The sequence below is a fragment of the Leifsonia sp. RAF41 genome (assembly GCF_052114085.1).
Classification (GTDB): domain Bacteria; phylum Actinomycetota; class Actinomycetes; order Actinomycetales; family Microbacteriaceae; genus Leifsonia.
Window position 1 is genome coordinate 271304 of the sequence record NZ_JBFREB010000001.1, and the last position, 12021, is coordinate 283324.

General features: G+C 68.3%; 16 protein-coding genes. 8 read left to right on the forward strand and 8 right to left on the reverse strand.

From position 1 onward, the window contains the following. Positions 1–8: 8 nt before the first annotated feature. Positions 9–536 carry a DUF1269 domain-containing protein gene (locus AB4Y74_RS01345; RefSeq protein ID WP_441797321.1) on the reverse strand — a complete coding sequence of 176 codons (528 nt, stop codon included), beginning with the start codon at positions 534–536 and terminating at the stop codon, positions 9–11. 198 nt (positions 537–734) lie between these two features. After that, positions 735–1010, reverse strand: coding sequence for a hypothetical protein (locus AB4Y74_RS01350; RefSeq protein ID WP_441797322.1), 276 nt, complete (start codon positions 1008–1010; stop codon positions 735–737). Positions 1011–1211: 201 nt separating this feature from the next. Here AB4Y74_RS01350 and AB4Y74_RS01355 point away from each other — a divergent pair, with 201 nt between their 5' ends. Continuing rightward, on the forward strand, positions 1212–1412 hold the full coding sequence (locus AB4Y74_RS01355) for a hypothetical protein (protein ID WP_441797323.1): 201 nt from the start codon (positions 1212–1214) through the stop codon (positions 1410–1412). 20 nt (positions 1413–1432) lie between these two features. Here AB4Y74_RS01355 and AB4Y74_RS01360 read toward each other — a convergent pair whose 3' ends face one another. Beyond that, entirely contained in the window at positions 1433–1738 is a 306-nt protein-coding gene (locus tag AB4Y74_RS01360) for a DUF5652 family protein (RefSeq protein WP_441797324.1), read from the reverse strand. A 107-nt stretch (positions 1739–1845) separates the two neighbouring features. On the opposite strand from AB4Y74_RS01360, the gene AB4Y74_RS01365 reads away from it, so the two are divergent. After that, entirely contained in the window at positions 1846–2337 is a 492-nt protein-coding gene (locus AB4Y74_RS01365) for a pyridoxamine 5'-phosphate oxidase family protein (protein ID WP_441797325.1), read from the forward strand. Positions 2338–2366: 29 nt separating this feature from the next. Here the strand turns inward: AB4Y74_RS01365 and AB4Y74_RS01370 are convergent, their stop codons facing one another. The 4 genes from AB4Y74_RS01370 to AB4Y74_RS01385 form a co-directional block, all read right to left on the reverse strand. Next, positions 2367–2498: a hypothetical protein gene (locus tag AB4Y74_RS01370; RefSeq protein ID WP_441797326.1), complete on the reverse strand. Its 132-nt coding sequence runs from the start codon at positions 2496–2498 to the stop codon at positions 2367–2369. A 74-nt stretch (positions 2499–2572) separates the two neighbouring features. Next, positions 2573–2770 (reverse strand): hypothetical protein, encoded by a 198-nt coding sequence (locus tag AB4Y74_RS01375; protein WP_441797327.1) that lies wholly within the window; start codon positions 2768–2770, stop codon positions 2573–2575. A 381-nt stretch (positions 2771–3151) separates the two neighbouring features. After that, entirely contained in the window at positions 3152–3799 is a 648-nt protein-coding gene (locus AB4Y74_RS01380; RefSeq protein ID WP_441797328.1) for a response regulator, read from the reverse strand. Next, positions 3796–5478: a GAF domain-containing sensor histidine kinase gene (locus tag AB4Y74_RS01385; RefSeq protein ID WP_441797329.1), complete on the reverse strand. Its 1683-nt coding sequence runs from the start codon at positions 5476–5478 to the stop codon at positions 3796–3798. Before AB4Y74_RS01385 ends, AB4Y74_RS01380 begins: the two co-directional genes overlap by 4 nt. Before the next feature lie 202 nt (positions 5479–5680). Between AB4Y74_RS01385 and AB4Y74_RS01390 the strand changes: the two genes are divergently transcribed. The 4 genes from AB4Y74_RS01390 to AB4Y74_RS01405 all read left to right on the forward strand — a co-directional run bounded on the left by AB4Y74_RS01390 (position 5681) and on the right by AB4Y74_RS01405 (position 8590). Further along, entirely contained in the window at positions 5681–6583 is a 903-nt protein-coding gene (locus tag AB4Y74_RS01390) for a universal stress protein (RefSeq protein ID WP_441797330.1), read from the forward strand. Further along, the gene (locus tag AB4Y74_RS01395; protein WP_441797331.1) at positions 6570–6989 is read left to right on the forward strand and encodes a pyridoxamine 5'-phosphate oxidase family protein; all 420 of its coding nucleotides are present in this window, start codon (positions 6570–6572) and stop codon (positions 6987–6989) included. The genes AB4Y74_RS01390 and AB4Y74_RS01395 overlap by 14 nt, the downstream gene beginning before the upstream one ends. Before the next feature lie 26 nt (positions 6990–7015). Continuing rightward, positions 7016–7501, forward strand: coding sequence for a universal stress protein (locus AB4Y74_RS01400; RefSeq protein WP_441797332.1), 486 nt, complete (start codon positions 7016–7018; stop codon positions 7499–7501). Positions 7502–7660: 159 nt separating this feature from the next. After that, positions 7661–8590: a universal stress protein gene (locus AB4Y74_RS01405; protein ID WP_441797333.1), complete on the forward strand. Its 930-nt coding sequence runs from the start codon at positions 7661–7663 to the stop codon at positions 8588–8590. 241 nt (positions 8591–8831) lie between these two features. Here the strand turns inward: AB4Y74_RS01405 and AB4Y74_RS01410 are convergent, their stop codons facing one another. Further along, on the reverse strand, positions 8832–8954 hold the full coding sequence (locus AB4Y74_RS01410) for a hypothetical protein (RefSeq protein ID WP_441797334.1): 123 nt from the start codon (positions 8952–8954) through the stop codon (positions 8832–8834). Positions 8955–9101: 147 nt separating this feature from the next. Here AB4Y74_RS01410 and AB4Y74_RS01415 point away from each other — a divergent pair, with 147 nt between their 5' ends. Both AB4Y74_RS01415 and AB4Y74_RS01420 read left to right on the forward strand, forming a co-directional pair. Further along, positions 9102–10166: a zinc-dependent alcohol dehydrogenase gene (locus tag AB4Y74_RS01415; RefSeq protein ID WP_441797335.1), complete on the forward strand. Its 1065-nt coding sequence runs from the start codon at positions 9102–9104 to the stop codon at positions 10164–10166. Next, complete coding sequence (locus AB4Y74_RS01420) at positions 10163–12019, forward strand: heavy metal translocating P-type ATPase (protein ID WP_441797336.1); 1857 nt, start codon at positions 10163–10165, stop codon at positions 12017–12019. The genes AB4Y74_RS01415 and AB4Y74_RS01420 overlap by 4 nt, the downstream gene beginning before the upstream one ends. Positions 12020–12021 lie beyond the last annotated feature (2 nt).

Below are 12021 nucleotides of genomic sequence, written 5' to 3' on the forward strand. Positions count from 1 at the left end.
CTGCCTCGTCAGGACTGTGCAGCGTCCTTGACCTCGGTCTCCGACTTCTCAACCGCGCGCTGGAGCTCGTCGTAGTCGCCAGAGTCGATCGCCTTCGAGATCCTCTTGTCGGCCTTCACGAGAGCGCTTTCCACTTTGTCGGCCCACTTGTCGTCGACGATCGCGACGACGGCCGAGGACCCCGGCGGGAGGTACTCGTCCACGTCGACCCCGAGCGCCTTTTCATCGTGCCGCTTGCGGAGAGCGCCAATGACGGCACCGATACCGGCACCGATCGCGGTCGCGGCCAGAAGCGGCGGTGCGAAGAGCCCGACGACGACGCCCGCACCTGCACCCACGCCGGCTCCCTTGGAGACCTTGCCGGTCTCGTGCTCGGTGACCCGCACCTTGCCGTCCTTATCGCGGTTCATCACGACGGCGCCCACGATGTCGTAGTCGCCGGCGCTCTCACCCGATTTGAGGGCTTTGTAGTCTTCGTCGGCCGCTTCGGGCTCGCCGTAGGCGCCGACCACCAGGAACAGATTCTGCTCAGCCATGTTCTTCCCCTTCGTGTGAATGATGGAACCGCCGGTTGGCGGGAGGCCCACCGCCGACGAGGGAATGATGACAGCGCGCGACGCGTGCGGCTAGGGACGTTCGACCCTCCCCGGCGGGGACCCAGAAATCCGATGTTTTCGTTAGCTGGCCTGGGTCTTTAGTCCCTCTCCGCCTTCACGCTTCAGGCGACGTGTCCCCTAGGGGTGCGAGGGCTCCTGCGCGTCCGCCGCGCTGGCAGAGGCGATCAGGGCGACCGCTGCGCTGTCGACGGTGGCCGCGTCGATGTCGTGCCTTCCCATACCGGGCCGCCAGTAGCACTCGATGGCGAACTGCGAGCCACGCAAGGTGATCGTGCCGACCAGCGCGGCCTCCTCGTCGAGGTCTTCGAATAGGTGCCACGTTTGCGCGTCATCGAGCGCGAGGAGCTCGTAGGAGTGGCCGTCGTAGTGCAGCGAGCGCGCTCTGTGCGGCATGGATGTACCTCCTGTCCACTGTGCGAGTTCAGGAGGAGGATGCTGGGAAGTGGGAGCGCGGGGTCTGGGCGGCCGCCCGGGTCACACCTCTGTTCACAGGCTTGATGATCCGCAGTTTACGCGCTGAACAATGCCGGAAAAACTGCCTGAGCTAGGTAAGAGGACTTCGAGCTCGGCAGACAAGAAGAGGCGGGAGAGGCGATGGCGGACAAGGGGAGTGCGGGGACGATCGTCCGGGACGGGCCGTGGGGGTTCTTCTTCCTGTTGGCCTACGTTGGCGCGGCGATCTATTTCATCTCGATTTCGGACGGCTCGTTCTGGGCTGTCGTGCTCGGCTTGTTGCAGGCCATCGTCTGGCCGGCCTACGTCGTGTATCACCTCTTGGTCGTGCTTGGCGCCTGACCTTGCAGCGCAGCCGCCGCTCAGGTCTCCTGGCTGTGCCCGCCCTGCGCCGGCTCGCCCGTCGCGGCGAGAATCGCATCCTCCACCCGGTCGTCCGACCGGTGCCGACGATCGACGGCGAACAGGTAGATCGCGTCGAGGACGCCGAGGGTGTTCGCGAGGAGCAGGGTGACGAACCAGGGTTTGCTCTGGTTTCGCGCGGCCCGCCAGAGCGACGCGCCTTTCCAGGCGAGGCTCCACGCCACGATCGCGCCGACCGTTGCGGCACTCCCTGCCGGGAGATCCTGGCCGTCCAACCACGCGGTCTTGCGCTGCTTGGTCTTCATGCCCCCACTCAAGCGTCCTGCTCGCTGCGGGAGAAGGGTCGAAGGTCCTGGCGCGAGCGGCTGCATCCGCGGGACTCTCGAAGGATCAACGGATGTGAGGAGTCCCGATGCCTGTGGAACTGAGTCGCGATGAGATTGACGACATTCTGGCGAGTCAGCTGGTCGGCCGTTTGGGCCTGACGGACGGTGAGGTTCCGTATGTGGTTCCGATCTCGTACGCATACCGCGACGGTGACATCTATGCGCACAGCGCGCAGGGGCGCAAGCTCGACGCTCTGCGGAGACACCCCGAGGTGTGTTTCGAGGTGGACGATGTGGTCACCGTCGACGAATGGCGGAGCGTGATCGCGTGGGGCACGTTCGAGCAGCTGCTGGGCGCCGAGGCCCGGGAGGGACTGGATGTGCTCCTCGACCGGCTGCGACCTGCCGGGGAGTCGGCAGGCAGCGTGCACCCGGGAGCTGAAGTCGGGATGGTGCGCACCCTCGACATTCCGCGCATGTCCGAAGCGGCTGCGGACCTCGGCCACCCGAACGCTGCCGCCGCAGTCTTCCGGCTCAATCTGCACACGCTCAGCGGCCGTGCGGAGAACCGGGGATGAGCGACGGCAGATTGAGCGGTCTCGCCTGATCAGCCACGCACGACCCCGAAGACCTGCAGGATTTCCGCTATCGGCGAGGCGAACACGGTCGTCATCGTCGCGATCATGAGCATGACCAGCCCCACCAGCACGACTGCCCACAGCCCGCTGATCGCGGCCATGCTCAGCAGTGCTCCGGGCCTTCCGGATCGGACGCCCCGTGACTTCCGGCCGACGGCAACTGAGGTCGGCCTGCTCATGGTGTCCGACTCACGGTCTCGCGAACCCTGTCGGCGTGGTCGGCGGCGTGCGTGTGGTGCATGGTGAGCACCGGACAGGAGGCGTGGACGTCCAGGGCGTGCCCGCCGGGACCGCAACTACCGACGACGAGCAGGTAGGCATCCCGGCTGCACTCGGTGAGGGCGTCGGCCGGTTCTGCGACCCTGGTGAGCACCGTGAGATTTCGCGGCGGAGCGCCGCGGAATGCGTGGAGGATGGCATGTCGGGAGACCGCGCGCGACTCTGCTTCGCTCGGTCCGGCCGTCACGGCTAGGACGGGTCGCTGGCGATTCGCGGCGACTCCGCACGCCCACCGGAGCGCGTCTACGGAGGAAGCCGACCCGTCCACCCCGACGACGATGGGAGCAAGGCGTTCGTCCATGAGGTTGTCCCCTCCCGCAACGGGCCTGCCGTGGCGATGAGCTGAACGTACGTCGGCGCAGCGGCGGTGCGTCAGGGCACAAGGTCCCGTCTGCGCCGGCGGCGGCCTCGCCTGGCTGCAGAGTGAGGACTCCTCCACCGTCGACGGTGCCGTCCTGCCAATGACAACGGCTGGTCAGTGATCTGACCGACGGTGCTCAAGCTGGAGGACGGCGGCCTGCGTCCGTCGTTCCAGGCCGAGCTTGGCCAGGAGCGAGCTGACGTAATTCTTCACCGTCTTCTCGGCGAGGCCGAGCCGTTCGCCGATCTGCCGGTTCGTGAACCCGTCAGCGATGAGGGCGAGCACCTGCCGTTCCCGCAGACCGAGGGAGGCGAAACGGGGGTCGTCGGCGGGTTCGCGGAGCTGGGCGGCCATGCGGGCGGCGATACGTGGGTCGATGAGCTTCTTGCCGCGGGCGGCGGCGCGGATGTCGTCGAGCAGTGAGCTGCCGCGGATGTCCTTGATGACGTAACCGTCGGCGCCGGCGATCAGCGCGGCACGCAGGGCGTCCTCGTCGTCGTACGCCGTGAGCATGAGGCAGCGGATGCCGGGCTCGTCCTGTTTGATCCGCCGGCACACGTCTATACCGCTCCCGTCGGGCAGGCGCACATCGAGCACGGCGACGTCCGGCCGGACTGCAAGGATGCGCGAGCGCGCCTGCGCGGCCGTCGCCGCCTCCCCGACCACCTCCAGGTCGTCCTGGGCGTCAATGAGCGATGCAAGACCGCGCCGCACGATCTCATGATCATCGGCGAGGAACACTCGGACGGCAGGCGCGGTCATCGGCCGAGCTCCGGAACCGGGAGGCGGAGGCTGAGCCGCGTCCCTCGTTCGCTGGATTCGACATCGAACTCGCCGCCGCGCAAGCGCGCCCTCTCAGCGAGGTTGCCAAGCCCGCTTCTCCTGGTCGTTTCGCCCAGCCCGGTCCCGCTGTCGACGACGGAGACCGTGATTTCGTCGGCCGACGCCGTCACCGCCACCGATGCCGTCTCGGCGCCCGCGTGACGCACCACGTTGGTCAGACCCTCACGGACGAACGCGATGATGTCGTCGTCGAGCTGGGGATGCGAGACAACGTCGACAGGCCCGCTGAAAGAGAGGGTCGCCGGTGACGGCAGGGACCCGCCCACCTGATGGACAATGTCGAGGAGGCGGTAGCGGAGGCTGTCATGAGAGCCGTGACTGTGCGAGAGCGCGAAGATCGCCGTCCGGATCTCGGCGATGGCCTGGTCGATGGAGGAGACCGCGCCCTCGATCCGATCGGTGACGGACCCGGGGCCGACAGCCGACTCGATGCTCTGCAACTCGATACCGGCGCCGAACAGCTGCTGGATGACATGGTCATGAAGATCGCGGGCGATCCGAGCCCGCTCCTCCAGCAGCAGGGCGCGCTGCCGGTCGGCGCGCACGGCAGCCAGTTCCAGAGCCAGCCCCCCTTGACGGGCGAACGCAGTGGCACGTTCGAGCTCGAACGAACTGAAGCCGCCGACTCCCTCATCGCGGACCGCCACCAGAGCTGCCGTATTCCCGTCCAGGAGTGCGAAGGGTGCCACCAGGACGGGCCCCGCTTCGGAATCATCAGCGGTTGGACCAGCAGCCAGCCCTGCGAGCCGGGTCGGCTGCATTCCCTCCACAGCACTGCGCACCTGCTCCGCTGCCGCGGCGGCCTCGGCGAGCGCACGGTCAGCGTCACCTGCCGCTGAGATGCGGAGGGACGAGTCGGATTCCGGCTGCACGATGAATACCGCTCGCGCTCCCAGCAGAGCGCGGGCGCGATCCGCCAGCTCGGTGAAGGCCTCAGCGGACTCGCCGCCCAGGATCGATGCGGTCAACTCTCCGGCAGCGACGCTCCAGGCCTGCCGGGAGCGCGACTCCGCGTAAAGCCGTGCGTTATCGATGGCGAAGCCGGCGTTCGCGGCCAGCGCTTTGACGAGTTGCTGGTCGTCCTCGGTGAACTCGCCCGATTCTGGATCGGTGAGGTAAAGGTTGCCGTAGACGGTGTCGCGCACCGTGATGGGGACCCCGAGGAAGGCCGTCATCGGCGGGTGCCCCTCAGGGAAGCCGGCCGAGCGGGCGTCGGCAGCGATGGAGCTGATCCGGATGGGTTGCGGGTCATCGATCAGTGCCCCGAGCAGTCCGTGCCCTTCTGGCAGGTGCCCGATGCGGTGGACGTCCTCGGGCGACATTCCGACATGGATGAATTGCTCGAGGCCTCCGCCTTCGGCAATCACGCCGAGGGCGCCGTAGCGGGCGCCGACGAGGTCGACGGCTGCCTCGGCGATGGTGCGCAGCACGGTCGGGAGCTCGATGTGGGAAACGACCGCACGGTTGGCGCGGACGAGCGCGCGCAGGCGTCCCTGCGTCTGCAGCACCTTGCGGGCTTGTTCGACCAGGTGCGCCAACGCATCATCGAGTTCTGCGCGGGGGGCGTCGGGAAAGGTGATCGGGTCATCGTCTGACATGACGCTCATCCGCTCTCGGATGCATCAAGGAGGGTCCGGTCGGGCCACCCCATTGCGGTGATTCTAGCCAGCGGCCCAGTTCGGCACAGCCCCCTACCGTCCGGCCGGATGCTGCAGCAGCATTCCGGGCCGGAGGTCCCGCGGGACCAAGGACCCGTCGCCACGGTTCTCGGCGCAGGACAGTGGGAGCGGAGGTACCGGAATGGAGATCCGCAGATATATCGTCGGTGTCGATGGCTCGCTGCCGTCGCGCGCGGCGATCCGCTGGGCCATCGGCCACGCCCGGGAGCACGATACCGAGGTCATCCTCGTGCAGGTCGCCGACGACGAATGGGGCGCTGTCGGAACGGAGCTCATCGACGAGGTCGACTCCGGCGCACGCCAATTGCTCCAGGACGAGGTCGCGTACGCGCGCTCGTTGGAGGGCGCAGCCGGGCTGCGGGCAGAGCTGCTCAGCGGGAGCCCGATGACGGTCCTCGCCTCACTCGGCGATACCGACACGATGCTTGTCGTCGGCACGCACAAGACCGGCTTCCACTATGGTCGTGCGTTCGGTTCCCGCAGCCTGCAGCTTGCCAACTTGGCTGTGGGCCCGGTCGCGATCGTCCCGGATACCGAGTCGCGGCTCCGCCGCGGTGTGGTGGTCGGGGTCGATGACAGTCCAGCAGGCAGCGCGGCGCTCGATCTGGCGGCCGACCTGGCGTGCGACCATCACTGCGAACTCATCACCGTGCGGTCGTCCGGGGCATCGCCCAGGGGGACGGACCGACGGGACGCTGGGCCGGAGCTCTTGTCGCAGTACGACGACGAGGCGCGGAATCTGCTTGCCGCCGCCGTCGAACGCGTACGTCGCAGCCAGCCCGGGATCACCATCCGCAGCCGCGTGGTCCGCCGACCTCCCGGAACAGCGCTGAACGACATCGCCCGCGGTGCGGAAGTGCTCGTGGTCGGTGATTCCCGTCGCGAGCAGGCGCAGCCCGGAGTTCTGGGGTCTGTCGCCTACGACGTCCTGCTCAACCTGACGTCGCCGACCATCGTCGTCCACGCACCACCGATGGCCGCCGCGGCCACCCTGGCCGAAGGAGAATCCCATGTCGTCCGATGATCCCGTCGAGGAACTCGACCGGGCGGAATGCCGTGAACTGCTCAAGCAGGGCGTACTCGGCCGGCTCGCCACGGCTGCCGGCGGGGAGGTGGACATTTTCCCCGTGAATTACCACTCGGATGGGGACAGCATCCTGATCCGGACGGCGCCCGGAACGAAGCTGCTCGAAGTCACGGTGCATAGCGCGGTCGCATTCGAGACCGACGACTACACGGATGAGGTGGCCTGGAGCGTCGTCGCACACGGACGCGCCCGTCAACTGGAACAGCAGGCCGAGATCGACGCGGCCGATCGTGCGCCCTTGCAACCGTGGGTGCCCACGCTCAAGTACCGCTACATCCACATCGATATCGACGCTGTGAGCGGTCGGCGCTTCCACCGCACGGCGGAGCCCGAACGCTGGTGACCTCCCCTCAGGAAAGGAACGCGCACATGTCCGACCGGAACGAATCCACCGCAGGTGAGGTCGAGGACCGCATCCACGCCGGGGGCCGCATCGTGGTCGGTGTCGACGGCTCGGCGTCTTCGCTGTCCGCACTTCGTCGCGGGGCACGGATGGCGGAGCGGCTGGGCTGCGCGCTGGTGGGTGTGACGGTGTGGGAGTTCCCGCAGTCCTGGCCCGGTTATGTGATGGACGGGTGGTCCCCGGAGGCTGATGCGCACGCGATCGCCGACCAGGCAGCCGGTGAGGTGTTCGGCTCAACGCCGCCTTCTTGGTACTCGAAGGTGATCCGTAGCGGGTCGCCCGCGCGGCAGCTGATCGCCGAGTCGGAGGATGCGGAGATGCTGATCGTCGGGAGCCGTGGCCTGGGCGGGTTCACCGGGCTGCTTCTGGGATCGGTCTCGCGGTCCACCGTCGAGCATGCGGACTGCCCCGTCCTGGTCATCCACGGAGCCGAGGGCGCCGGCCGGCGCTGAGGCGGGTGTCGAAGGCGGCAAATACCGAATCCTTCGGCGTGCGGCTCGCAGGTCTGGTCAGGCCGTACCTGGGCGGGCGGGACTTTCGGCTCTACGGCGGGGGCTGCTGCGGCGGCATCGTGGGAGATGTCGTCATCCGGGGAAAGGAAAGAGGTTCCGATGTCCTACACGATCATGGTCGCTGTCGACGGGGAGCCGGATCACCGCGCCGCCCTCGAATGGGCGGCCGCTCGGGCTGCGCGCGACGGCGCACGTCTCGAACTGGTCCACGTGATCGAGCGTGGCTGGGGCGACAACCCGGCGGAGCCGAGCCACCTGCTCGTTCTGGCCGTGAAGTCGCTTCTGGAGGCCGAGAAGCGGATCGCCCTGCACCACGCGCACGAGGTGCTGGAGCGCAGGCCGGTCGCTGCCGGAGTCACGGCGGCGTCCGGTCCGGAGCACGAGGACATCGAAGTGAGCACACGTTTCCGCTACGGTCATATCGGGCCGGAGCTCGCGGCTGTCTCCCGTGAGACCGATCTGCTCGTGATCGGGACACCGGCCGAGGCGGACCGACACCGCGCCCTCGCCGGGTCGATCGCGGTGCGCGTGGCGGCCGTGGCGGAATGCCCGGTGGCGGTGATCCCGCACAGCTGGGCCGGCGTCGGGCGCGGAGTGGTGGTCGGGGTGGATGGCGAGCTTCAGACGGAGACGGCGGTGGAGTTCGCGGCGGCTGAGGCCGAGACGCTCGGCGAGCCGCTGACGGTCGTGTGTGCCGGCTATCTGGCTAACCCGCTGCTTGCCGGCTTCGTCCCCGAGATTTCCCTCGGCGACCGCCGCGAGCGGATCGCGGAGGAAGCAGGCGACCTGGCCCGGGAGCGGCATCCCGGGGTGATCGTCCTCACGGAGGTGCTCGACACGGCACCCTCGCGAGCGCTTGTGGCCGAGAGCGATGGTGCCAGCCTGCTGGTCGTCGGTGTCCATGACCGGCACAGCGTGCAACGACTGATGCTCGGCTCGGTCGCGCACGACGTCCTGCTCGACGTGCGAACACCCGTCGTGGTGGCGCGGAACTCGCCCACTCGGGCGGAAGATACTGCACCTCGGTGAGCCCCCCTTCGCCGACCGTTGTCGAGGTATCCACCCCGAGCAGAGTGCGGGAGACGGCCTCCGAGTCCGTTGAAACTGTGCTCCAACGGGGAGGACGGACGCATCAGACAGTTCCGTTCTCGCAGGTGCTTGTAGCCCTGGAACAGTCCGCAGTCGACGAGGATGCGCTGGCCATCCTGCTCGATCAGATAGCGGGACCCGGTGACCGTGTCGGTGGCGCCCAGGAAGCGCAGCGACGCGTTCACGGCGTGACGGGCCGGCGTCGTGTGAACACGTTGAGGCCCACAAGCACCATTCCCATTTCGGCCAATCCGGCCGCGAAGTAGATCGCCTGCAGTGGGACGATTCGTACCCAGCGTTTCATGACTCCTCCGAACTCTCGCCTCCAGAGTGGGCTCAGACGGCCCGTTCGCTCTGGGTCCAAAGGCCTATGGGCCCCGCGGCGGGACCTTCGGCCCACGACCGCTCTCGGGTGCGCACCACACTGGCGGCATACCGAAAGGAGCCGCCCATGCGCGCAGCCGTCGTGAGTCAGTATCGCGAGCCGCTCACCCTCGAAGACCGTCCCCTTCCGACCCCGGGTGCAGGCCAGGTCCTGGTGCGGCTGGAGGCGTGCGGACTGTGTCACACCGACATCCACGCCATCAACGGGGACTGGCCGGTGCGGCCGGCTCTGCCGTTCGTCCCGGGGCACGAGGGCGTTGGGATCGTCGAGGGGCTCGGCGACGGCGTCACCACCCGCGAGGTCGGGCAGCGGGTCGCGCTTCCGTGGCTGGGGTACGCATGCGGCGAGTGCCGCTACTGCATCGACGGCCGAGAAAATCTGTGCGAGGCGCAGCACAACACCGGCTACTCGGTCGATGGGGGGTACGCCGAGTACGCCGTCGCCGAGGCACGGTTCGCGGTGCCCGTGCCAGACGGCGTCGCCCCGCTGGATGCCGCCCCGCTCACGTGTGCGGGCGTCACCACCTACGCCGCGGTGAAGGCCGCACGCGTGGTTCCGGGCGAGCGCGTCGCCGTCTTCGGTATCGGCGGACTCGGCCATCTCGCCCTGCAATACGCGCGACTGGTCGGAGCGCAGGTCGTCGCCGTGGACATCACCGAGGAGAAACTGGACCTCGCCGTAGAACTCGGCGCCGACCATGCGATCAACGCGACTGAGGTGGACCCGGCGCAGGCCATCCGTCACCTGGGCGGTGCCGATGTCGCCATCGTTCTCGCGGTCGCACCCAGCGTGTTCGACCAGGCGTACCGGTCGCTGAATCGCGGCGGTCGCCTGGTGCTCGTTTCTTTGCCCGCCGATGGAACTCTCACCGTCCCCGTGTTCGACACCGTCCTGAAGGGCATCTCGATCGTCGGATCCATCGTCGGAACCCGACAGGACCTCGTCGAGGTGTTCGCCCTCCACGCGGCCGGACGCACCCGCGTCGTTGCTGCCGAGCGCGACATCCGCGACGTCAACGAAGCCGTCGCGGAGGTGCTCGCCGGGGAGGTGCCCGCTCGGCTCGTCTTCGTCTACGAGTCGGCACTTCCCGTGGAAACCCCCGCCCACAATGCGGCCAGTGCGCGGGAATGAGGGCTGACTCCTCCTTCGCCCGCCGGGCCGACCGGCTGCTGAGGGGCGCCGTTCGCTACCGCGTGATCACCCTGACCGTTCTGGTCGGTGTGATCTCGGGGGTGTTCGCCGTGGCCGGAGCGGATTCGGCGGCTCGGTGGATCGCCGGCCTCTACGCTCTCGCGGTGGCGGCCGGCTACACCATCCGGATGTTGCGCACGTTGGCTTCGGGCGGTTTGGGGGTGGACCTGCTCGCTGTCGTCGCCATTGTCGCGACGGTCGCGGTGGGGGAGGTGGTGGCGGCGCTCATCGTGGTCCTTATGCTGAGCGGTGGTGAGGCGCTTGAGGACTATGCCAATCGCCGTGCACGCCGTGAGTTGGATGCGTTGCTGCGCCGGGATCCGCGGTACGCGCACCGGTTCGCCGGGGAACGGCTGGAGGACGTGCCGGTCGCCGATGTCCAGATCGAGGACATCCTCCTGGTACGTCCGGCGGAAGTGGTGCCCGTGGATGGGGTGCTGCTGGATGCCGCCGCATTCGACCTCTCATCGCTGTCCGGGGAGAGCCTCCCGGTCGACCGCGCACCGGGGGATGTGGTCCTCAGCGGCAGCATCAATGGCGCCGAGGCCGTCCGGCTGCGTGCGACTGCTCTGGCTGCCGACAGCCAGTATCAGCAGATCGTCGCTCTCGTGGAGCAGGCGGCTGGAAGCAAGCCGCGGGTGGTCCGCCTCGCGGACCGGTTCGCGGTCCCGTTCACCGCGTTCTCGCTGCTGCTGGCGGGGATAGCGTGGCTGGTCAGTGGTGACCCGGTCCGCTTCGCGGAGGTTCTCGTGCTGGCGACACCGTGTCCGCTGCTGATCGCGGCGCCGGTGGCGTTCATCGGTGGCATGAGCCGGGCGGCGCACTCCGGCATCCTTGTCCGTACCGGATCGGTGTTCGAGACGTTGGCTCGGGTCCGGACCGTCGTCTTCGACAAGACCGGCACACTGACCACCGGACGCCCGGTTCTCCGGGAGGTGCGTCCGGCCCCTGGGTTCGATGCCACCGAGCTGCTTTCCTTGACGGCGAGTGCGGAGCAGTACTCCTCGCACGTACTCGCGGCCTCGGTCGTCCAGGCGGCCGAGCAGCGGGCGGTCGGCCTTCAGGAGGTGGCCTCCGCGGAGGAGCACGCCACGAACGGTGTGCTGGCCCGCGTGGGTGAGCGCCGGGTGGCCGTGGGCAAGCTCGCCTTCGCGCGCTCATTCGATCGGGACGCCCCGAGGGCGGTGATTGGTCCAGGGGAGCTGGCCGTATACGTCACGGTGGATGACAGGTACGCGGGCGTGATCATCGAAGCCGATCCACCACGATCGAACGCTCAGTCCATGCTTGCGGGACTACGGGCTCTTGGCGTGCGGAACATCGAACTGCTTACCGGCGATGCGGAGGAAACAGCCGCTCACACCGCCGGAGCGTTGGGCATCACCCGGTACCGCGCCGAGTGCCTGCCGGCCGACAAGGTGCGGCGGGTGGCCTCGATCATCGAGCGTCCCGTTGTCATGGTCGGGGACGGGGTCAACGACGCCCCGGTGCTTGCCCGCGCGGATGTCGGGATTGCCATGGGGGCCAAAGGTGCGACCGCGGCAAGTGAGTCGGCGGATGTCGTGCTGCTGATCGACGACATCGGGGGCGTCGTTGAGGCGGTGGCCATCGCGCGCCGCACCGTTGCCATCGCGCTGCAGAGTATCTGGCTCGGCATCGCGGTTTCGGTGGTCCTGATGCTCATCGCCGCGTTCGGGTTCATCCCGGCCATCGTCGGCGCGCTTCTTCAGGAGGCCGTCGACCTCGCGACGATCCTCGCTGCGCTTCGGGCGGCGCGGGTGCCCCGACGCTGACC